This is a genomic window from Gimesia maris, from assembly GCF_008298035.1.
Classification (GTDB): domain Bacteria; phylum Planctomycetota; class Planctomycetia; order Planctomycetales; family Planctomycetaceae; genus Gimesia; species Gimesia maris.
Map to the genome: position 1 here is coordinate 2444940 of NZ_CP042910.1, position 20897 is coordinate 2465836.

The following is a 20897-nucleotide window of genomic DNA, read 5'->3' on the forward strand; positions in this document are numbered from 1 at the left end:
ATCGACAGCGAGGTTGATTCAGTGTTTTGGATTACCCAATGGAATATCATTCCTGAAGGTGCTGGATATAACGTCTGGCAGAGCGATCAACGGCGGCTTTGGCATCGCTTGATACGGTTTTTCCCCACCACGCTCCATAAATCCGATCAAACTCGAGTGGCTCTACACAGTTAACAATCTGTCGTATTTTTGAAGCAGAGAGAGGGATCAGATTGGGGTAGCTGTACATGAAACTGACCCAGCGACGGTCCTGCACGACATGGATGATATCCCCACTCAACAAAACGCCTTTCCCACCGGCTCCCGCTGGCCAGTGTAAAACAGTTCCGCCATCAAAATGCCCGCCACAGCGAATGAGTGTCAGACCAGCGCCGATGTTTTTCCGGTCGCCCTCCCAGTACTCAATTGGCGGGCCAGATCGCATAACCCATTTACGATCTGCATGATGGAGATAGACAGGGCAATCAAAAGCTTCAGCCCATTCGATCATGCAGGAATAATAATGCGGGTGACTGATGGCGATGGCAGAGAGCCCGCCGATTCCGTTCACCATCTCAACCAGACTGTTATCCAGCAGGGAGATACAATCCCAGAGCACATTTCCTTCGGGATGCGTAATCAGCAAGCCGCGTTGCCCGATCGCAAAGGAGGGTTCCATCCCAATGCCAGACAGTCCTTTCTCTTCCTGGCGGATCACATTTCGATGTGATTTTGCCAGTTGGTCTGAGGTCGTCCACTTCTGGCCATCCCAGGCTACAAACTCCCGTTCTTCAATACAGATCGTACATTTTTCCGGAGGTTGAACTGTTTCTGCGTACTGTGTGCCACAATTTGTGCAGATATAGTGAGGCATAGTTTATTTTCTCGCTCAACCCATAAAATCGACGACAGGTGATCCACATACGGACCACCTTCCTGGCAGGTCAACGATCTGCCAGGGCCGTAAATTGCTTTGAGATTAAAACGGAACGATGGCTCGATTCAATAATCAATCCGTTTTTTCTTCGATGATGTCACCAAATGCCACCCGGTCGCCAGCATCACCTGAAGGTTGGGTAAACTGATCTTCCCCGGCATGTACAACAATCGAACGACCAATAATTGAGTTCGCTCCATTCAATTGGATCACTTCATCAACGATATCCACTTTAGCCAGTCCGTCAGCATTGGCTTCGATATTGCCCAGGTCACCCACGTGACGTTCTGAATCGGTGGGCTTGCCATGTGGCTTATCGGTAGGGTTGAAGTGGCCTCCCGCAGATTTTCCGGTCTCTTTATCTGACAGGTCCCCTTTTTCATGAACGTGAAATCCATGTTTCCCTGGTTTCAAACCTGTGATTTCTCCCTCAACATGTATTTTATTTCCTTCCCTGGTGAAATGAATGATCCCCGAAACCTGGCTGTCACCAATGGGTTGGAGCTTGCAGACTGCTTTCGTAACAGTCTCCGTTTCATCTGCAGCCTGAGGTGTCAGTTGGCCTGGCTCTCCCATTTCAGTCTGCGTCTGGTTATTTTCTGCTGGTTCATTCGGCCTGTTTTCCTGTTCGGTGCAACCTGCCGTAAACAAGACAAGCAGCATTAAAGGAAGTGAGTGATGTAACATGTGATTCTCCTTGCGCTCATAGTAAGATGGACGACCATTTCAATATAAAATTAATTCGACATTGATTTGATCTGGTGGTCTGATGAATCATCTGACCGTTTCTAACTCAAAAAAATATTCGCAAAAACTATGCCGAACCAGCCAGGAACTTTCAGCTGGCGATCAGCTTGCCATGGATCTCAAACATTTTCAGTCAGCGTTAAAGAGATCCGGCTTTAGAACCAGTTTGCCGCAGAAGCCTCCTTCTTCAATCATTTGATGTGCTTTTACAGCATCACTGAATGAAATAGTGTCTGCCAGTGTGACAACCAGTTGTTTTTCTGACCAGAGCCGAACAAGTTCTGTAAGATCTTCTTTTTTCGGATGTGCCAACATGACATGGCTCTGCTCTGATTGCGGCCAGGTAAGAACAGAAATGGCCAAACCGCGAAAGCTGGGCTCGGTTGTGACGTACTGTCCAGTTCGTGCGAGGGAGTCTTTTACCTGAGAGAAGGACCGCTTTCCCGCGACATCAAAGATGATTTCCCATTTTTGTGAGGAATCAGTAAAGTCTTCCCGTTTATAATCAATGAAATGCGAGGCACCCAGTGAACGGACAAAGTCTTCATGCCGGGTGCTGGCGACTGCGGTTACCTCAGCTCCATAAGCGACTGCAATTTGAACGGCAAACGCGCCGACACCTCCACTGGCACCATTGATGAGGACGCGATCGCGGGGCTTGAGATGACCAAAATCTCGGAGTGACTGTAATGCCGTTGAGCCAGCTAATGGGATCGCTGCTGCCTGTGTAAATGAAAGGGCATCCGGAATTTTGACAACGCAATGTGCCGAACAGCCAGCATACTCAGCGTAAGCACCACCATAAATATTATCCAGGAACGCGAGAACGCGGTCGCCTGGTTCGAAATCACTGGCAGGATCTGACTCTTCGACGATCCCCGCAACATCATAGCCTGGGACTCTGGGAAAGCCTCCCGGCAGCAACCATTTCATTTCGCCCTGACGCAATCTTGCATCAATGGGATTGACACCAGCTGCAGCGACCTGAATCAGTACTTCGTGTTTATCAGGATCAGGTCTGTTGATCTGGGATAGTTTTAAAACCCGGGGCGATCCGTATTCATTGAATGTGACTGCTTTCATATTTTCGCCCTGCTGAAATTAACCATTGCTTAAAACTTCCGACCGATTCCTTTCACACAATCAACAGCATTCCTGTTTTAACAGAATAATGTTTGCATATCGCATTCCTAATTCATTAATTCTGTGAAGATGATTGTTGTGTCACGGTTAGAATCATCCATAAACGGACCATTATTTTCTGTTGAAAAGACAAAAAGGCGTAGCAGAGCATACAAGGATGACTAATGAAGTCTGACTGATCATTGATTGAACAATATGAACGCTCAGCAACCATATTGATGAATGAATCTGGCTTGTCTGGCAGTAATCAAAAATCCGATCTCGAATCAATTACTGAGCGACATCCCTGTCGAATGCCAGTTTCATCCCAGCGAATAGGGAGCCAGGCTGTATTGATAAAGAAGTGTGAAATGAGAAAATCAGTCGACCACCACTTCGGATATCAAGCCAAGCGGCATGCGATTTGCGAAACCATTTCATCATTCAAAATAATAGATGCTGCCAATCGAAGATCAGGTGCGTCAGAAATGATGTGGTTGCCCCAACCCGATGAAGGAAGGCTTTCCGCACCTTCGTCTCCTGGAGGGATTGTCTGGTGTAATACCAGATGGGTGACATGTCATGTCAGGCAGCATCTATTATTTATTTCAAGCGGTTCTTCGATCTAATTATTCTTCATAGTCATGATTTTTGTATTTCGTCTCAACGTCGGGAGATATTGATGAATGATACGAGCATTAAGAAAGTGGATTCCACTCATTCCCCGCTGGGTTCAATGGGACAGAAATATCTTGCCTCTGGAGTGACCGTCTCGATGCGGCTCTGGGAAGAAGATCCCACTCAACCGGATCCTCAGCCAATGTGCCGCGATTACGAAGTGGTTGGCTATGTGATCAAAGGCAGTGCCGAGCTGGAAATCGAAGATCAGAAGATTATCCTGAATGCTGGTGACAGCTGGGTAGTTCCCAGAGAAGCCGTCCACCGTTACCGCATTCTGGAACCGCTGGTTGCGGTGGAAGCAACTGCCCCACCAGCCCATATCCACGAACGGGATAAGAAATAAAACCAGACGTTCTCCTGTTAAATCCGCCTGGTTATTAAACAGGGGGAAGGGGGTCCAGCTTTATTTTCATTTTCAGAACGGGAGATGAGATATCTAATAGCGGGGCTAATGGAAATGGAGAATCAATGGATTCATCAACTCAGGTTTCGGGGCCAGAGCAGACAGCAGCTGCAAAAACCAGGAAGAGGAAAACCGCTCTCTTTACCAGTATCTTTCTCGTAATCCTGTTCGTGGCAGCAGTCTCAACCAGCTATTGGTATTTCACCGCGAAAGGTAAAAAATCGAATTGTCCCCGCAGACCTCCGGCGACTGTGACCGTTGCTCAGGCGGAGCAACAGACGTGGCAGAGAGAACGAACCGGTATCGGCACTGTTCGCGCGATTCAAGGGACAGATCTGACCAGTGAGCTGGCTGGAAAAGTCATTGAAATTCTATTCGAATCGGGAAAACGGGTCCGACGGGGGGAACTGCTGGTACAGTTGGACGCTTCGAGTGAAAAGGCAGAACTCGAATCGATCGAAGCCGAGCTGAAACAGGCGCATTCGAATCTCGGGCGGGTGAAAGAATTGCTGCAGAAAGATGCAACGACCGAAGAGAATTACGAACAGATGATGACCGAAGTGGAGCGACTGAAATCATCTGCTGACCGTCAGCGCGCGATTATTGAAAAAAAGGAAATTCTGGCGCCCTTCAGTGGTGAAATCGGCATCCGTCAAATCAGTCTGGGGCAATATCTCTCGCCGGAAACTGCAGTTGCCACTTTACAGCAGCTTGATCCGATTTATGTGGACTTCGATCTGCCCGAACAGGATGCCGGCCTCATTAAGGAGGGGCAGTCAGTCCGGATCTCAGTCAGTGCCCATCCCAAGCATGTTTTTCGGGGGTCAGTCATAGCCGTCAATCCTCTTATCGAAGAGTCGACGCGCAGCTTCAAAGTTCGGGCACAGCTGGGAAATGAAGAGCGTAAATTACGCCCAGGGATGTTTGCGCAGGTGGTCGTCGAGATATCAGGCGATCGCGAAGTGGTTGTGATTCCGCAGACTGCAGTCGCATTTAATGCGTACGGAAAGTCTGTTTATTTTGTGCAGGAACAGGAAGCGCAGCAGGAAGCCAGTGCTGCGGACCGTCCCATTAAAAATAATCTCAACCAGGGAGACTCGACCGGAAAAAAAAGAAGTAAACAAAAAGCCTCTCTGATAGCCAGACGCGCATTCATTGAGACCGGGGAACGCCGGGGGAAGCTGATTGAAATCCGAAAAGGGATCGAACCAGGTACGCGCGTTATAACTTTCGGTCAGCTGAAAATCGATGATGGCATTCCCGTACAGATCGCCAGAACCGACGCCGCTCGCGATGTGGAAGCGAAGGCGACCAGCCCATGAATATTTTTGATCGGTTTATTGAACGTCCTGTCCTGGCGACAGTCATCGGCCTGGTAGTCCTGCTGCTGGGAGCGGAGGCGATGACTTCTCTGACAGTACGACAATATCCGGAAACCACCTCCACAACAATTCGAATTGTCACTCCTTACATCGGGGCGAACGCTGAGCTGGTGCAGGGCTTTATTACAACTCCTCTAGAGCAGACGATCGCCACTGCAGAAGGCATCGAATACCTGGAGAGCAGCAGTACGTTGGGAGCCAGTACCATCACGGCACGCCTGGAACTGGAGTATGATCCGAATGCTGCGGTCGCTGAAATTCTGACTAAAATTCAACAGGTGCGGAATCGTCTGCCGGAAGGTTCGGAAGACTCGATCGTTACCATCAGCAGAGGCAGCGATCAGGCCGCCATGTATCTGGCATTCTTCAGCGATGTTCTCAAGGCAAGTGAAATAACCGATTATCTGACGCGTGCTGTCCGCCCGCGACTGGAGACTGTTCCCGGCGTTCAGCAGGCACAGCTGATTGGTGCCCAGACTATCGCCATGCGGCTCTGGCTTGATCCCGGAAAAATGGCTTCACTGAAGGTGTCTCCCAGTGAAGTCCGTCGCTCGATCGCTGAAAGTAATTTTCTCTCCGCTATCGGAGAAACCAAAGGCTCGCTGATTTCCATTCCCCTAAAAGCAGATACGAACCTGCGTTCGGTGGAAGCCTTTGAAAATCTGGTGATCCGTGAAGAAGGTGACACCATTATTCGCGTGCGTGATCTTGCTCAAGTCGAACTTGGTGCAGAAAGCTATGACAGTTCGGTGATTTTTGAAGGTAAAAATGTAGCCTTTATTGGAGTGCAAGTCGCTCCTGAAGCGAACCTGCTCGATACCATTGCAGGTGTACGTCAACTGATTCCCCAGGTGAAAAAACAGTTACCAGGCGGACTGGAAGGCATTGTTGTATATGACAGCACGGAAGCGGTGGAAGCTTCGATCGATGAAGTCATCCGCTCGCTGATTGAAGCATTACTGATTGTGACTGTCGTGATTTACCTGTTTCTGGGGGCATTGCGTTCGGCACTGGTTCCGGGAATTGCGATGCCTCTGGCGATCATTGGTGCATTTTTTCTGATGCAGATGCTGGGATATTCTGTCAATCTGCTGACCCTGCTGGCATTAATACTGGCGATTGGAACCGTAGTTGATGACGGGATCGTAATGGTCGAGAACGCCACACGCCATATTGAAGGAGGGGCGACACCTGAAGGGGCAGCGAAAAAAACGGTACGTGAATTGACCGGTTCGATCATTGCCATGAATCTGGTGGTGGTGGCCGTTTTTGCTCCTGTAGGACTGATGGGAGGCCTGACGGGCAGTCTGTTTACTGAATTTGCTTATACGGTCGCCGGTGCGACGCTGATTTCAGGTATACTGGCATTAACTGTTTCACCGATGATGTGTGCCCAGCTGCTTAAAACCGGAATGCAGAAAAGATGGCTGTCCCGCAAAGTCGATCAGGGTTTTCAAGCCCTTTCCCGTGGATATGGAAAAACGCTGGGGCTGGCGCTGGATGCCCGCTGGATTATTCTGGCGGCAGGCATGTGCATTCTCCTCAGTCTGTATTTTCTATTTAGTGCTGCGAATAAAGAACTTTCACCGCCGGAAGACGAGGGTTTCCTGATCGTTTCTGCAAATGCAGATCCGAATATCTCGATCGATCATCTGGAGCGCTGGACCGGTGTGCTGGAAAAGAAGGTGAGCGAGGTCGGGGGAGTCCAGTATTTTTTTGCGGTGAATGGTGGAGGAGGGAATACTGGTGGAGGGAGCAGTTCTGCTTTTGGGGGTGTGATTTTAGAAGACTGGGAACAACGCGATCCTTCTCAGATGCAGTTGCAACAGCAGATCCAGATGACTGCAGCTCAAGTGGCAGGCCTGGAAGCGGTGGTCATCGCTCCCCCCACACTCCCCGGCGCGGGAGAAGGTCCTCCTTTGCAGTTTGTGATCAGCTCGATTGATGAGCCGCGGGTCGTGTATGAAACTTCGCAGACTATTCTGAAAAAAGCCCGGGAAAGCGGCTTATTCACTTTCATCCAGTCGGATTTCAAGTTTGATAAGCTGGAACAGAGAATTAAAATCGATCGTGATAAAGCAGCAGCACTCGGTATTAATATCAGTACGCTGGGAGTAGATCTGGCGACCATGTTGAGTGGAGGCTATGTCAATTATTTCAGCTACGATGGCCGCAGCTATCGTGTCATTCCCCAGGTGGCACGCGCGCATCGTCTGCAGACAGACCAGCTGCTCGACTATCGAGTAACTACCCGTGACGGTGATCTGGTTCCACTCTCGCTTTTTGTTTCACTGGAAGATGAAATTCAGCCTCGACAACTGAAACGGTTCAATCAACTCAACTCAGCGACGTTATCAGGCGTCCCTGCACCCGGAGTCTCTTTCGATCAACTGATTGAATTTCTGCAGACAACCGTGGAGGAGACTGTGGCGCAGAATGTAGTGACCGACTGGAAAGGTCAGTCCAGGCAGTTCGTTTCTGAAAATACATCTTTGCTGGTGGCATTTGCCCTGGCAATCCTGATGATGTACCTGACTTTGGCGGCCCAGTACGAGAGCTTTCGCGATCCGGCGATCATGTTTGTGAGCATTCCGATGTCACTGGCGGGCGCGATGCTGTTCTTTGCTCTGGGAATTACCAGCATTAATATTTATACACAGATCGGTCTGCTGGCATTAATTGGTTCTATTATTCGCCATGGAATTCTACTGGTGGAATTTGCTAATGAAATCCAGCGCGAGGAAGGTCTGGACCGTCGGCAGGCGATTGAAAAAGCAGCTTCACTGCGACTGCGTTCTATTCTGATGACCACAATTGCCACGCTGGTGGGGCTGTTACCATTGCTGATTGTTTCCGGAGGGCCCGGGGCTGCCAGCCGCTTTGCCATCAGTTTTACCTTAGGCGTAGGGATGGCAATCGGAACGATCTTTACACTCTACATGGTGCCTGCACTGTATACGGTGATCGCAACAAAGCATAGCCGATCATCACTCAATTAAAACCAACCAAATCAACTTAATCTGGCTGCAGGAGATGGCGACAACCAGTTTAGATGCAACGAATATTCTGAAATACCCCTGTGCCAATCTGTCGTATTGAGAAGTGTGAGTCTTGTATTCAGTTCCGTTTTTCTACCTCTGGGCGATTAACGTACTGACTGCCCAGCAACCAGAATGGTTTGTGAACTGACGATTATTGAAAAGCGCCTTTTAGATATTGATGAGAATATATCCTGTGGTTTCGAAATCTTCACTTTCGGCAGAAAATGAAATCATTTCAGGGAAAGGTCAGTCGTTCCAGCTGATTGCCTGTGCAACTCTGTCGGTATTCGTGTTTTCAAGCAGCAATGATTAACTTTTTAAAACTGCTTCAGCATGCGCTGTGTAAACCGATGTTGATCGCACAGATCTCATCACTTTTTTCAGATTCACTGCTACCTGTTTCGATCGCAAATCAATCTGGCGAAGTGGTATCGAATTCTTTTCTGCGGCATAAAAATTGCGGACATTATCTGAGATTGCCGCAGTGACATTGTGTCATTGTGTTACTTTTTACGGAACGGAATGTTTTAAGGTTCAGGAGTATCAAAATGGGTTTATTCACCAGTAAAGAATTTTCTAATTTAGAGGACTTATTTGTTGAGCAGATTCAGGACTTATACGATGCGGAAAATCGGCTCGTCGATGCCTTGCCTAAGATGGCTGAAGCCGCTTCCTGCCAGGAGCTGAAATCGGCGTTTCAAACACATCTGGGCGAAACCAAAGAGCATGTGAAACGCCTGGAATCTGTTTTCAAAGGGATGGGTGTCGAACCTAAGAGAGAATCCTGTGAGGCCATGAAAGGATTAATCAGCGAAGGCGAAGAGATGGTTAAGGCGAAAGGGGATTCCAATGTCAAAGATGCAGCCTTGATCGCCGCGGCTCAACGTGTGGAACACTATGAAATCGCCGGTTACGGATCTGCCCGCAATTTTGCACAGCGCCTGGGAAAAACCAATCTTGCTGAAATTCTGCAGGAAACATTAGATGAAGAAGGTAATGCTGACAAAATTCTGACGCAGATCGCTGAAGAATCGACGAATAAAGCGGCAGCGCGTGCCTGAAATATGAGTTCGGTCCTCCTCACTACCGGCGATGGTAGTGAGGGGGTTTTGTCTGATGGTTGGACTCAGATCTTTGCTGCTTCAGGTATCGAATTAGCGGTTGAAGCTGGGTTCACTAATAGAATCTGGAGTGATAACAGAGGATGCTATCACTAAAATCAAGTAAAGGACTTGAACCATGAAAACCCAAGTATTCTATCTGCTCTCTGCTGTCATTCCTGTTGCGACTTCACTGGTGTCTACGGTCAAATCTGACCAGAAAGAGACAGAGTCCAAAACAACCAAGGCCGTGGTAGCAGTGATGCCGACCAAAGATTTCAGTGCCACTGGCCTGATTCAATTGCAGCAGAGCAAAGGAGTGGTACATCTGACAGGAAAAATCGAAGGACTTACTCCCGGCAAGCATGGGTTTCACATCCATGAGTTTGGTGATCTCAGTGCAGTCGACGGCAGCTCTGCCGGGGGCCATTTTGCTCCAGAAGGTCATCGACATGGGAAGCCAGGCAAAGGTCAGCATCATGCCGGGGACCTGGGGAATATTACCGCAGATCAGAATGGAGTCGCTGTGATCGATATGCGATCTGAAGACTTCAAGCTCTCTGACGTAATTGGCAGGTCGATCGTTGTTCATGCCGGCGCTGATGATCTTGCCAGTCAGCCATCTGGAGATGCAGGTCCTCAAGCCGGTTTAGGAGTCATTGGAATTGCCAAATCAACCCCGAAAGTCACCGCAGAATTGCCTGTTTCGCCCCGAAGTGCCAGCAGGCATTAAACAAAATCGCATGCGAAAGAAACAAATAGATCATTCATAAATATCTCTTTCGGGCCCGGCCAGATGCCGTTCTGTAAACACAGAAAGGCTGGCTTCACAATCTGGCCGGGCCTTAATATGAAAGAGATCATTTCTAAACCATGTTCCTGAATGGCAGATGAATCTGATGATTCTGTTATTCATAAGATTAAATCGAACGTCTCTGACCCGCCAGAATGAAAGTAATTGAAATGCCTGCCGAGGGTGATGCTGTCAAGGCTAAGCTGATCTGCGCAGGTGTTCTGATTTCCGGTTGTTCCAGTTCGCAGTCAGCACTGAATCCTGCAGGAGCAGGTGCCGAACTGATTGCCAGACTGTTCTGGTGGATGGCCGGGGGGGCAACAGTCATCTGGTTAGTCATGATCGCTTTGTCGATCTATGCATTGCATCTGAATCCCGTCGCCCATCATCGTCAGAAATCCGCCCTGTTTATAATCGGGGGAGGCGCGATAGCCCCCACGATCATCCTCACCATACTGTTGATCTATGGATTAAATCTCCTGCCCGCACTGCTTGCCCGACCTCCGGCAGGGACGTTGCAGATCGAGGTTGAGGGATATCAATGGTGGTGGAGAGTGCGTTACCCGACCCAAAGTGGAAAGCCAGTCGAACTGGCTAATGAAATACGATTACCTCGAGGCGAACCGGTCGAGTTTATCCTCACCAGTAATGATGTCGTGCATTCGTTCTGGATTCCCTCACTGGGCGGGAAAGTCGACATGATCCCCGGACGTACCACGCGCCTGACATTGCATCCTACGAAGACGGGGCATTTTCGAGGGGCCTGTGCAGAATATTGTGGTGCTTCTCATGCCTATATGAATTTTACGGTGGACGTTGTCGAGAAAGAGGAATTTGATGAGTGGCTGGCGCAGCAGTCTACGGACAGAATAACGCCGCAAACTGAATCTGTTGAGAGGGGGGAGGCATTATTCCTGCAGACAGGCTGTGGAGCCTGTCATACGATTCGAGGGACAGAGGCTGATGGAAAGATAGGCCCCGATTTGACACATATCGGCAGTCGTAGCTCTCTGGGAGCGGATATGTTTCCTACTAATCGAGGAAACCTTCAGAAGTGGATCGCACATGTGTCCGCATTGAAACCCGGCGTGAAGATGCCCGCATTTCGTGCGCTCAAAGACGATGAATACCAAACTCTGTCAAACTATTTAGAACAGTTGAAGTGAAGCCAGACGATATGGATTCTGAACCCGCCAATCTGATTTCAGAGCAGGATCTTGATTCTGCAGAATACCGTCGACAGTCCGCAGCGCGGTTGTTGAAGGCCTGGGAAACTCCGCGCGGCTGGCGCTACTGGTCGGCAGTCAACAATTCTGAAGTGGGCATGTGGTATACCGTCGCTTCGTTCTGTTTTTTTCTGTTCGGTGGAGTGCTGGCACTGCTGATGCGCATTCAACTTGCTGTGCCAGGAAACACGTTTTTAACCGCTGATCAGTACAATCAGATTTTCACGATGCATGGTTCGGTGATGATGTTTCTGTTTGCCGTCCCCATTTTTGAAGCATTTTCAATCATGATTCTTCCCGAAATGCTGGGAGCCCGTGATCTGCCGTTTCCTCGTTTGTCAGCATACGGCTTCTACAGCTTCGTGATCGGTGGAATCTTCGTCTGTGGTTCATTGTTTTTTGATGCGGCTCCCAAAGGGGGCTGGTTCATGTATCCTCCTCTGACGAGTTCCTTTCAAGATGATATCGGCGCTGATATCTGGTTGCTGGGATTAACGTTTATTGAAATTGCCTCGATTGCAGCTGCGATTGAATTGATTGTCGGCGTCCTCAAGTGTCGTCCGCCCGGCATGCGAATCAATCTGATTCCCCTGTATTGCTGGTACATCCTGGTGGTTGCGGGAATGATTCTGTTTGCTTTTCCGCCATTGATCGCAGGTGACATTCTGCTGGAGATGGAACGTGCCTTTGACTGGCCCTTCTTTGATCCCCAGCGAGGCGGAGATCCGCTGTTGTGGCAGCATCTGTTCTGGATCTTTGGTCATCCGGAAGTTTACATTGTATTCCTGCCTTCAGTGGCCCTGATGGCGATGATGGTGCCGACGTTTGCCAAAACCCCGATGGTCGGCTACAGCTGGGTGGTCCTGTCTGCAGTGGGGACCGGATTTCTGAGTTTCGGGTTATGGGTCCATCATATGTTTACCACCGGTCTGCCCGGCATCTCCATCGGCATTTTTTCAGCCGCTTCGCAGGCAGTGGCAATCCCGACCGGAGTGCAACTCTTCTGTTTCCTGGCAACATTTACAGCAGGAACTGTAAAACGGTCTGTTTGCCTGCATTTCATTTTTGCCGGTCTCGCGACGTTCATCATCGGGGGTTTAACGGGAGTGATGGTGGCGGTGGCGCCATTTGATTTTCAGGCACATGACACTTTCTTTATCGTCGGTCATTTGCATTACGTCTTGATCGGCGGAACCATCTTTCCGATCATGGCAGGCTTTTACTATTTCTTCCCGCTGGTTAAAGGTAAACAGCTTTCGGAACGGATCGGCAGGATTGTTTTCTGGCTCGTATTGATCGGATTCAACATCACATTTTTTCCGATGCATATTACCGGCTTGCTGGGAATGCCGCGCCGGGTTTTTACATATCCCGCTGACATGGGTTTTGATACGTTGAACCTGATCTCCAGCCTGGGGTCGATGATTCTCGCTGCCGGTTTCGTGCTCTTTTTATATGATGTGGTTCGGCCACGAACAAAACAGCCGCTTTCTGAACGGAATCCATGGCAGGCGGGCACACTGGAGTGGCTGGCGCAAATGCCGGATCAGCCCTGGGGTGTGCGTACGATTCCCATCATCGAGAGCCGTTATCCGTTATGGGAACAACCCAACTTTGTGCGTGATGTAGATGAAGGCCGGTTTTATCTGCCCGATGCGGTGGAAGGGAAACGGGAGACGCTGGTCACGACGGTAATCGACGCAGAGCCCCTGCAATGCCTGCGGGTAGGAGGCCCGACCTTTCTTACATTTTTTGCCGCGTTATTTACGGGGGGATTCTTTATTTTCGCGACCTATCACTGGTGGCTGGCTGCGATCGTCAGCGGGTTGATTGCGATTGGCGTCATGCTAACCTGGGTCTGGACCGGGACTGCTGAAATACCTGAAAAAGAGAGGAAGGATGTGGGGCTGGGACTTTCGCTGCCTTTGTATATCTCCGGTCCCAATGCAGTCGGCTGGTGGGCCATGTTTATCACGATGACTGCTGACATCACCGCATTCGTTTCACTGGTATTTGGATACTTTTTCTACTGGACGATTCACGAAGATTTTCCTCCCCAGCCACTGCAGGGACCCGGAGTATTCTGGCCGGTAACGGGAATGGTATTGCTGTTGATTGCGTATGGACTGACGTTGCTCTCCCGCTACTGGAATCGTTCGGGGCAGGTCAGCGCCTTCTATCTTTCGCTCACGCTGGCAGCAGTTGTTTCACTGGCAGGTGCCTGTGCACTGCTGGCTGGTCCCTGGTTGACGGGGCTTGACCCCACGACACATGTCTACCCGGCAATCGTCTGGGTGTTGACGGGCTGGACAGTATTGCATGTGATTCTGGGCGTCATCATGCAACTGTACTGTCTGGCGAGAAGGGCGGCAGGGAAAATGACGAACCAATGGGACGCGGATATTGTGAATGTCTCACTGTACTGGCATTTTCTGGCTTTGACCGTGGTCATGACTGTCGGCGTAATCGCCGGCTTTCCCAGTGTATCATGAGGACCATCATGGAGCAGCAACATCATCATTCTGAAGAATTTCATGAAAAACATGAACGGATCTGGTTCATGTTTCTTCCCCCATTGGTCTGGGCGGTTCACCTGCTGGCCTGTTACCTGACCGCTGCGATCTGGTGCGCGAAATTCTCCGGTATGACAAATCATTTTCTCACGGTGAGGGTGGCGATTGGGATTTATACCTTGCTGGCGCTTGCCAGCATTGGATCCCTTGGCTGGGCCGGTTACAGGCGGCATCGACACCTTTCTGAAGACCTGGCTTATCATGACGATACTCCTCTGGATCGATATCGTTTTCTGGGACTGGCAACCTTTCTGCTTTCTGCTTTGAGTGCCGTCGCGACATTGTTCGTAGCGGCTGTAGCTCTGTTTTTCGGGAATTGTAACTGATGAGATCTGGCATGACTGCAATGACAAAGACGAATCAACTGGAGGGTATTCATATGGCTCATTCTACTTCAGCTTATAGAAAAGTGCAGGTCTGGCTGTTTCTGCTGGGGTTGCTTAGCCTGGCGGTTGCCTGGTCGGGCCCTCTCCCTGAACTGGCGCATCATGCATTTTTTGCGCACATGACAATGCATATGCTGGTTGTGGCTGTAGCAGCTCCTTTACTCAGCCTGGCAATCGCCGGAAGTCGTTTTGATCCTGTCATTAAGTACCCCGTCTTCTTCGCACCGATACCGGCGTCCGTAGCGGAACTGATTATTGTCTGGGCGTGGCATGCACCGGGCTTGCATCACCTGGCCCGGATGACTTCCTGGGGGCTTGTGGCTGAACAGGGATCGTTCCTGCTGGCGGGGATCGCGGTCTGGATATCTGCCTTCGGCGGGACGAGTCCCCGCAGTCGTAGTCGTAGTGCCGCGGGAGTGATCGGGCTGCTGTTAACCTCCATGCATATGACTCTCCTGGGGGCTTTGCTGGCGCTGGCACCACGCTCGGTCTATGCGCACCATCAAGGCTTTTCAACCATGTCAGCGCTGCAGGATCAGCATCTGGGAGGAGCGATCATGCTGGTGGTGGGAGGCATTGTTTACCTTTCTGGAGGTCTCTGGCTTACGGTGGATTTGTTATGGCTTAAAAGTCAGCGAAAGGAGTTGTCATCATGAAACGACCCTGGAAAATCATGACTGGTCTGATCCTGGTGATTGGCATTGTTGGGATTCTTGTCGTAGTCAGTGGCGTCATTCCCGTAAAAGCCAGTTCAGGACACTGGGAAATCACGAAGTGGTTTCTGAATTTTACCAAAGAACGGTCTGTTGCGACGCATAGCACCGGAATCAAAGTTCCGGACCTTGATGATCAGGCGCTGATCGTCAAGGGGGCAGGACATTACGAAGCAGGCTGTCGAATGTGTCACGGAAAACCAGATGGTATGCGTCCGCGGATGGTATCTCTGATGACTCCTCAGCCTCCGAATTTAAAAAACATCGTCCCGGAACGGGAGCCACAGGAACTTTTCTATGTGGTGAAGCACGGGATTAAGATGACCGGAATGCCAGCCTGGCCGGAGTTAAAGCGTGATGATGAAATCTGGCCTGTTGTTGCATTTCTGTTGAAATATCCTGAATTGGATTTCAATGAATATGATGAACTGGTCTGGGGGAAACATCAAAAACAGAGTGGTCAATCGATCGATTCGGCCGAGGGAACATCGTTACCGGTGCCTCATCTGGTAATCGAAGTCTGCGCCGGCTGCCATGGTGTAGACGGACAGGGGAGGGGACTCGGCGTATTTCCGAGACTGGCAGGTCAGAATGAGGCTTATTTACTGGTTTCTCTGGAAGCCTATCATCAGGACAAACGGATGAGCGGTACGATGGAGGAACTTGCCAGCAGAATGCATCAGCAAGAGATTGAGGAGGTTTCACGCTATTATTCTCGGCTGAAACCATTCCTTTCAAATGAAAGTCAGGGTAGAGATAAAACGAATAACCGTGACGCTCAAGAAGAAGACGCATCGTTTGAACGCGGCGCCCAGATCGCGGCGGAAGGAATTGCAGGCCAGGACGTCCCCGCCTGTGCAGACTGTCATCCTGCGACACGAAAGCCTTTCAAAAATGCTTATCCGGCACTGATGGGACAGTATCAGGCTTATCTGGAACTGCAGATCAGACTCTTTCAGAACCGCAGTCGTGGTGGGTCTCAGTCTGCCAATCTGATGCACGCGGCCGTCGATGGATTGAAGCCGGATCAGATTCGCGATGTCAGCTTTTACTACTCTGAGCTACCAGAGAGATAAAACGCAGTTTCTCACAATATATCCATCAGAACCGCTGATTCCTCACCGAGCAGATTGTTCGCAGAGAGAACAGTTTCGGTCTGGCATCTCACGGGCAAAGAGTGCCGTTTTTTCCAGCAGCATTACTGAAGTCCTTTCCGTCAGGCACTGATAAAATCCTTTCTGATTTGGTACGCGAAGTGCAGTTCTCACTGACTTAAGCACTCTACGAGATATCATATTGCTCTCATTATTTGACTCGAATCAATAGTAAAAAGGAAATGTATTATGCCCCGCCAACAACCTGCTCCGGAATTTCCACAACAGGGACTGGAAAAACCAGGAATTGAAGAAGCGATGGATCCACAACCTCATTTTGAGGCTCCCGATTATCGAGCTGCGGATAAGCTGGAGGGTAAGGTGGCTCTGATCACAGGTGGAGATTCTGGAATCGGACGTTCTGTCGCAACGCTGTTTGCCCGCGAAGGCGCCAGTCTAGCGCTGGTCTGTCTGGAAGAGGAGCAGCAGGACGCGGAAGCCATTCGCAACTATATTCAAGAGACTGTCGGCAGCGATCAGGTTCTGCTGATTTGCGGCGATGTCACTGATGCCTCCTTCTGCAAGTCTGCGGTGGAGCAAACGGTTACTGAGTATGGTCACCTGGATATTCTTGTGAATAATGCCGCCTATCAGCAGCACCAGGATGGGATAGATGACATCAGTGAAGAACAGTGGGACCATACTTTCAAGACGAATATTTATGGATACTTTCACATGGTGCAGGCTGCCTTGAAACATATGAAAGAGGGGGCGAATATTATCAATACCGGTTCGATTACCGGCCTCGAGGGCAGTGGTCGCCTGCTGGATTATTCAGCAACCAAAGGGGCCATTCATGCTTTTACCAAGTCCCTGGCCCAGAACCTGGTGGACCGGAAAATTCGAGTGAACTGTGTCGCCCCGGGTCCGGTCTGGACGCCTCTGAACCCCGCGGAACGTTCCGAGGATGAGGTAAAGGACTTCGGTAGTGGTACGCCTTATGGGCGGCCCGCGCAGCCGGAAGAAATTGCGCCAGCTTATGTGTATTTCGCTTCCAATGCGGATTCCAGCTATGTCACCGGGGAAGTTCTGACCATCCTGGGAGGAGCGACACGGGCCGGCTGAATTAGTTGAAAGCTTAACAGAGAGTTGTTTTTACCGGACTGTATTTCAAAGTCAATCTAAAGGAGATTATCATGGTTAAAAGTCATGGTCCCACTATCAAAGATGATGCCCAATATCAGACACTGCGTGAAAAAGGGATGAGTAAGGAAAAGGCGGCACGCATTGCGAATTCTGACCGTCAGACAACAGGAAAACGCGGAGGTAAAGCAGGCAAATACGAAGACTGGACGAAAGAAGAGCTTTATGATAAAGCAAAAGAAGTGGGTATTGAGGGGCGTTCAAAAATGGACAAAAAAGAATTGATTTATGCTCTCAGAAATCACTGAGAATATCTGTTTCGATATTGTTTATTCTGGATCGCACCGCATTTAACTGTAGCGTCTGTCAATCTGAGATAACCGGTCTAAATGAACCTGTCGACGCTATAGTGAGACTGGACACAGTCTAACCGGGCTGTAACGTAATAATGATGTATTGCTTTGAAGCCTTCAGAGTTCGTTGTTACGTTCAGCCGCTTTCTGAGTTAATTCCGTTAACCAGGACTCAGACCATCTCGACTGACTTTCTGATCCCTGTTTTTTGATAGAGCCAGCGGGACCCGCTGCAGGCAGGAGTCGATTGACTACGCCCAGCGCATCAGCCATCAGGCCGGGACAGAGAGCGTACAGTTTTTCTGCCAGCTTGATATGCAGGCCCAGAACAAGAAATCCGTCATTGTATTGACAGGCCTTGAGAATCTGCCTGGCTGCTCTTTCAGAACTCATGGAGATCAGAGGCAGGGAATCACTGATTTTAAACAATGCATATTCCGCTTCATGTTGACCTTTAAAGTAGGCGTTTTGGGGACTGCCCGTTCGCATCATGCCCGGACAGACAGTTACCACGCCGATTCCTTCTTTTGCCAGTTCACTCCGCAGTCCCAGTGAATAGCCGACCAGCGCGAATTTGCTGGCACTGTAAGGCAGCATGTGAGGCACACTGATGCGACCACCGACTGAGGAGATATTGACTATGCGTCCTGCACCTCGTTTCCGCATTCCGGGTAGAACTGCTTCAATCACATGCAGCGGTCCATAAAAATGGGTTTGCATTGTTTCCTGGTAGTCTTGTCTTTCCATGGATTCCATGGGACCGACCTGTATGATGCCGGCGTTATTCACAACGACATCAATACTGCTGAAATGTTGTTCAATCTGTGTGACCATGTCTTGAACCTGTTCTGGTTGAGTGACATCACAGGTGACACAACTGACGTTGGCGCCTTTTTCAAATAATTCTTTTCCTGCCTGCAGAAGTTTGTCTTTGTTGCGACCACATAAAATCAAATTGGCCCCTTCTGCAGCAAACTGACGTGCCAGTACGAGTCCCAGTCCGCGGGAGCCCCCCGTGATCAATACGGTGCGGCCAGCCAGGTTGAGGCGGTTCATGCGTCGATATAAAGCCCGGCCTGCGAGAGCCAGTCCAAGCCCGGCTGTTGCTAATACAAGTGGTTGCTTAATATTCGAATTCATGTCTGTAATACTACCTTAATACACTCGTCCTGCTTCTGTTCAAAAATCCGATACATGTCTGCAGCCTGTTCGAGGGAACTGCGGTGTGTAATCAGAAACGAAGGGTCGAGTTCGCCTTCACGAATAAATTCCAGCAATCGTGGTAAATAACGATGCACGTGTGTCTGACCCATCCGCAGCTGCAGTCCTTTTCCAAACGCGGCACCAATGGGAACTTTGTCCAGAAAGCCTCCATAAACGCCGGGGATAGAAATGGTGCCTCCTTTGCGACAGCTATGAATAACCTGGCGCAAGACATGCCCGCGATCTGTTTCCAGCATCAGTTTCTCGGCAGCCAGATCATACCATGCATCAAGAGTGGTGCCGTGTGCTTCACTGCCAACTGCGTCAATACAGGAATCCGGTCCGCGTCCTCCCGTTAATTCCTGGAGCATGGTAAACACGTCTACTTCTTCGTAATTGAGTGTTTTGGCTTTGCAATATTCCCGGGCCAGTTTCAAGCGTTCGGGGAAGCGATCAATGGCAATCACCTTTCCGGCCCCTAATTTATAGGCGCTCCAGATGGCAAACAGTCCCACAGGACCACAACCCCAGACTGCGACAGTGTCACCTTCTCTGATCTGACAGTTTTCAGCGGCCATATACCCGGTAGGAAAAATATCGGAGAGGAACAGAACCTGTTCATCGGAGAGTCCTTCAGGAACAGTTATCGGCCCGACGTCGGCGAAGGGCACGCGCACATATTCTGCCTGTCCGCCGGCATAGCCTCCCAGCATATGCGAGTACCCGAACAGTCCGGAGGGGGAATGACCGTATAGCTTTTCCACCATCCACGCATTGGGATTTGAATTGTCGCAGAGAGACCAGAGATCGTGTTTGCAAAAATAGCAGCCACCACAGGCAATGGTGAATGGAACCACCACACGATCACCGATCTTTAGATTCGTCACTTCGTGACCCACGGCGACGACTTCTCCCATAAACTCATGACCGAGAATATCTCCGGTCTGCATGGTGGGGATTCGTCCTGTATAAAGATGCAGATCAGATCCGCAAATGGCGGTGAGGCTTACTTTCACAATCGCGTCACGGGGATTGACAATCTGGGGATCGGGAAACGTTTCCACACGAATGTCTTCTTTACCATGCCAGGAAACAGCTCTCATAATGGTCTCGCTTCTTTTAAATAGTTTTCGGTGGGTGAGTGATTGTTCCTTTTTCAAACTCCAGCAGGGAGAGCGGATTTTATGTTTTTTCAACCTTGAGACTGGTCATATCAGGCTTGTGGGTCTGACCTGCTTCCGGGGCAATGGCATTCGTCGCAATCTCGCCCGCCTCCAGGAGTTGTTTAAACTCTCTCAGATCCTGATTCAATTCTGCCTGAAGATCCTGACCCAGCAGGTGTGCGATCTGGGTGACGATACGACCGCCGGGGGGATTATATTTGATCGAAATAGCGAGTTCAGTGCCGTCACCGGTAGACGAGTCTTTAAAATGAACGGAACCGGCGGTCTCCACCTGAGAGCCGGGCAATGATTGCCAGGCAATCACTTCTCCGGGTTTGTCGGTGATTATCTCGGCTTCCCACTCCAGTGTTTTATCAAAAGGAGCGCGGGCGATCCATTTAGAACGTTTGTCGTCAATGACAGTCACAGACTGCAGATGCTGCATGATTTGGGGAAGGTTTTCCAGATGACGCCAGAAATCGTATAATTCCTGACGGTCGCGATTGACGTGCAAGGCGCAGTTCACACGGCTACCCTGCTGTGCCGGGACGCCGGGGCGGCCGCGATGCGGGTCTGCCGTGTTGATTCCCAGTCCTTCGTACAGGTGACAATGTCCCGTCCACCCGCGGTATAGCAGTGAGGCTCCCGCGGCGATTCCCAGTAAACCTGCGACGGACCCCCGCTTCAGTCCCATCAAAAGAAGACTTCCCCCTCCCACTAACGAAAGCACACGCTCACTGTTGGCAACGTTCTGAGAAAGCGAACACTGTTCTTTCGATGTACCTGAAGCACAAGTCGAGTTAAATAATCCCGTTTTCATTTTTCCTCCCTGTTTTATCTAAAGCGATTCTCCTGATG

Annotated in this window: 18 protein-coding genes; 12 read left to right on the forward strand and 6 right to left on the reverse strand. The window is 50.0% G+C overall.

The features are described from left to right. Nucleotides 1-46: 46 nt before the first annotated feature. The 3 genes from GmarT_RS09205 to GmarT_RS09215 form a co-directional block, all read right to left on the reverse strand. Entirely contained in the window at nt 47-853 is an 807-nt protein-coding gene (locus GmarT_RS09205) for an MBL fold metallo-hydrolase (protein WP_002649113.1), read from the reverse strand. 135 nt (nt 854-988) lie between these two features. After that, on the reverse strand, nt 989-1603 hold the full coding sequence (locus tag GmarT_RS09210) for a superoxide dismutase family protein (protein ID WP_198139449.1): 615 nt from the start codon (nt 1601-1603) through the stop codon (nt 989-991). 189 nt (nt 1604-1792) lie between these two features. Beyond that, nucleotides 1793-2746, reverse strand: a complete 954-nt coding sequence (locus GmarT_RS09215) for an NAD(P)-dependent alcohol dehydrogenase (RefSeq protein WP_002649111.1) — start codon at nt 2744-2746, stop codon at nt 1793-1795. 721 nt (nt 2747-3467) lie between these two features. Between GmarT_RS09215 and GmarT_RS09220 the strand changes: the two genes are divergently transcribed. The 12 genes from GmarT_RS09220 to GmarT_RS09275 all read left to right on the forward strand — a co-directional run bounded on the left by GmarT_RS09220 (nt 3468) and on the right by GmarT_RS09275 (nt 17628). Continuing rightward, nucleotides 3468-3809, forward strand: coding sequence for a cupin domain-containing protein (locus tag GmarT_RS09220; protein WP_002649109.1), 342 nt, complete (start codon nt 3468-3470; stop codon nt 3807-3809). Between the two features lie 125 nt (nt 3810-3934). Next, nucleotides 3935-5191, forward strand: coding sequence for an efflux RND transporter periplasmic adaptor subunit (locus tag GmarT_RS09225; RefSeq protein ID WP_002649108.1), 1257 nt, complete (start codon nt 3935-3937; stop codon nt 5189-5191). Beyond that, nucleotides 5188-8250 (forward strand): efflux RND transporter permease subunit, encoded by a 3063-nt coding sequence (locus GmarT_RS09230; protein WP_002649107.1) that lies wholly within the window; start codon nt 5188-5190, stop codon nt 8248-8250. The genes GmarT_RS09225 and GmarT_RS09230 overlap by 4 nt, the downstream gene beginning before the upstream one ends. A 590-nt stretch (nt 8251-8840) precedes the next feature. Then, entirely contained in the window at nt 8841-9353 is a 513-nt protein-coding gene (locus GmarT_RS09235) for a ferritin-like domain-containing protein (RefSeq protein WP_002649104.1), read from the forward strand. Between the two features lie 178 nt (nt 9354-9531). Continuing rightward, entirely contained in the window at nt 9532-10125 is a 594-nt protein-coding gene (locus tag GmarT_RS09240) for a superoxide dismutase family protein (RefSeq protein WP_002649103.1), read from the forward strand. Nucleotides 10126-10355: 230 nt separating this feature from the next. After that, nucleotides 10356-11351 (forward strand): cytochrome c oxidase subunit II, encoded by a 996-nt coding sequence (gene coxB, locus GmarT_RS09245; protein ID WP_002649101.1) that lies wholly within the window; start codon nt 10356-10358, stop codon nt 11349-11351. Between the two features lie 11 nt (nt 11352-11362). Beyond that, nucleotides 11363-13903 carry a cytochrome c oxidase subunit I gene (gene ctaD / locus GmarT_RS09250; protein ID WP_002649100.1) on the forward strand — a complete coding sequence of 847 codons (2541 nt, stop codon included), beginning with the start codon at nt 11363-11365 and terminating at the stop codon, nt 13901-13903. 8 nt (nt 13904-13911) lie between these two features. Next, a complete protein-coding gene (locus GmarT_RS09255; protein ID WP_002649099.1) occupies nt 13912-14310 on the forward strand; it encodes a hypothetical protein in 399 nt (132 codons plus the stop codon). Between the two features lie 53 nt (nt 14311-14363). Beyond that, the gene (locus GmarT_RS09260; protein ID WP_223123523.1) at nt 14364-15026 is read left to right on the forward strand and encodes a cytochrome c oxidase assembly protein; all 663 of its coding nucleotides are present in this window, start codon (nt 14364-14366) and stop codon (nt 15024-15026) included. After that, nucleotides 15023-16159: a c-type cytochrome gene (locus GmarT_RS09265; protein WP_002649097.1), complete on the forward strand. Its 1137-nt coding sequence runs from the start codon at nt 15023-15025 to the stop codon at nt 16157-16159. Before GmarT_RS09260 ends, GmarT_RS09265 begins: the two co-directional genes overlap by 4 nt. Nucleotides 16160-16426: 267 nt before the next feature. Then, a complete protein-coding gene (locus tag GmarT_RS09270; RefSeq protein ID WP_002649095.1) occupies nt 16427-17302 on the forward strand; it encodes an SDR family oxidoreductase in 876 nt (291 codons plus the stop codon). A 71-nt stretch (nt 17303-17373) separates the two neighbouring features. After that, on the forward strand, nt 17374-17628 hold the full coding sequence (locus tag GmarT_RS09275) for a DUF7218 family protein (protein WP_002649094.1): 255 nt from the start codon (nt 17374-17376) through the stop codon (nt 17626-17628). A 162-nt stretch (nt 17629-17790) separates the two neighbouring features. On the opposite strand, the gene GmarT_RS09280 is transcribed toward GmarT_RS09275, so the two are convergent. The 3 genes from GmarT_RS09280 to GmarT_RS09290 form a co-directional block, all read right to left on the reverse strand. Further along, nucleotides 17791-18813: an SDR family NAD(P)-dependent oxidoreductase gene (locus GmarT_RS09280; protein ID WP_002649093.1), complete on the reverse strand. Its 1023-nt coding sequence runs from the start codon at nt 18811-18813 to the stop codon at nt 17791-17793. Then, complete coding sequence (locus GmarT_RS09285; RefSeq protein WP_002649092.1) at nt 18810-19979, reverse strand: zinc-dependent alcohol dehydrogenase; 1170 nt, start codon at nt 19977-19979, stop codon at nt 18810-18812. Before GmarT_RS09285 ends, GmarT_RS09280 begins: the two co-directional genes overlap by 4 nt. 79 nt (nt 19980-20058) lie before the next feature. Continuing rightward, complete coding sequence (locus GmarT_RS09290; protein ID WP_081459617.1) at nt 20059-20859, reverse strand: SRPBCC family protein; 801 nt, start codon at nt 20857-20859, stop codon at nt 20059-20061. Nucleotides 20860-20897 lie beyond the last annotated feature (38 nt).

Coding starts and splice junctions, on each gene's coding strand:
- GmarT_RS09235 (WP_002649104.1), top strand. CDS start 8,841: ATGGGTTTATTCACCAGTAAAGAATTTTCTAATTTAGAGGACTTATTT.
- GmarT_RS09280 (WP_002649093.1), bottom strand. CDS start 18,813: ATGAATTCGAATATTAAGCAACCACTTGTATTAGCAACAGCCGGGCTT.
- GmarT_RS09260 (WP_223123523.1), top strand. CDS start 14,364: ATGGCTCATTCTACTTCAGCTTATAGAAAAGTGCAGGTCTGGCTGTTT.
- GmarT_RS09230 (WP_002649107.1), top strand. CDS start 5,188: ATGAATATTTTTGATCGGTTTATTGAACGTCCTGTCCTGGCGACAGTC.
- GmarT_RS09240 (WP_002649103.1), top strand. CDS start 9,532: ATGAAAACCCAAGTATTCTATCTGCTCTCTGCTGTCATTCCTGTTGCG.
- GmarT_RS09205 (WP_002649113.1), bottom strand. CDS start 853: ATGCCTCACTATATCTGCACAAATTGTGGCACACAGTACGCAGAAACA.
- GmarT_RS09270 (WP_002649095.1), top strand. CDS start 16,427: ATGCCCCGCCAACAACCTGCTCCGGAATTTCCACAACAGGGACTGGAA.
- GmarT_RS09255 (WP_002649099.1), top strand. CDS start 13,912: ATGGAGCAGCAACATCATCATTCTGAAGAATTTCATGAAAAACATGAA.
- GmarT_RS09210 (WP_198139449.1), bottom strand. CDS start 1,603: ATGTTACATCACTCACTTCCTTTAATGCTGCTTGTCTTGTTTACGGCA.
- GmarT_RS09275 (WP_002649094.1), top strand. CDS start 17,374: ATGGTTAAAAGTCATGGTCCCACTATCAAAGATGATGCCCAATATCAG.
- GmarT_RS09265 (WP_002649097.1), top strand. CDS start 15,023: ATGAAACGACCCTGGAAAATCATGACTGGTCTGATCCTGGTGATTGGC.
- GmarT_RS09290 (WP_081459617.1), bottom strand. CDS start 20,859: ATGAAAACGGGATTATTTAACTCGACTTGTGCTTCAGGTACATCGAAA.
- GmarT_RS09225 (WP_002649108.1), top strand. CDS start 3,935: ATGGATTCATCAACTCAGGTTTCGGGGCCAGAGCAGACAGCAGCTGCA.
- GmarT_RS09285 (WP_002649092.1), bottom strand. CDS start 19,979: ATGAGAGCTGTTTCCTGGCATGGTAAAGAAGACATTCGTGTGGAAACG.
- coxB (WP_002649101.1), top strand. CDS start 10,356: ATGCCTGCCGAGGGTGATGCTGTCAAGGCTAAGCTGATCTGCGCAGGT.
- GmarT_RS09215 (WP_002649111.1), bottom strand. CDS start 2,746: ATGAAAGCAGTCACATTCAATGAATACGGATCGCCCCGGGTTTTAAAA.
- ctaD (WP_002649100.1), top strand. CDS start 11,363: ATGGATTCTGAACCCGCCAATCTGATTTCAGAGCAGGATCTTGATTCT.
- GmarT_RS09220 (WP_002649109.1), top strand. CDS start 3,468: ATGAATGATACGAGCATTAAGAAAGTGGATTCCACTCATTCCCCGCTG.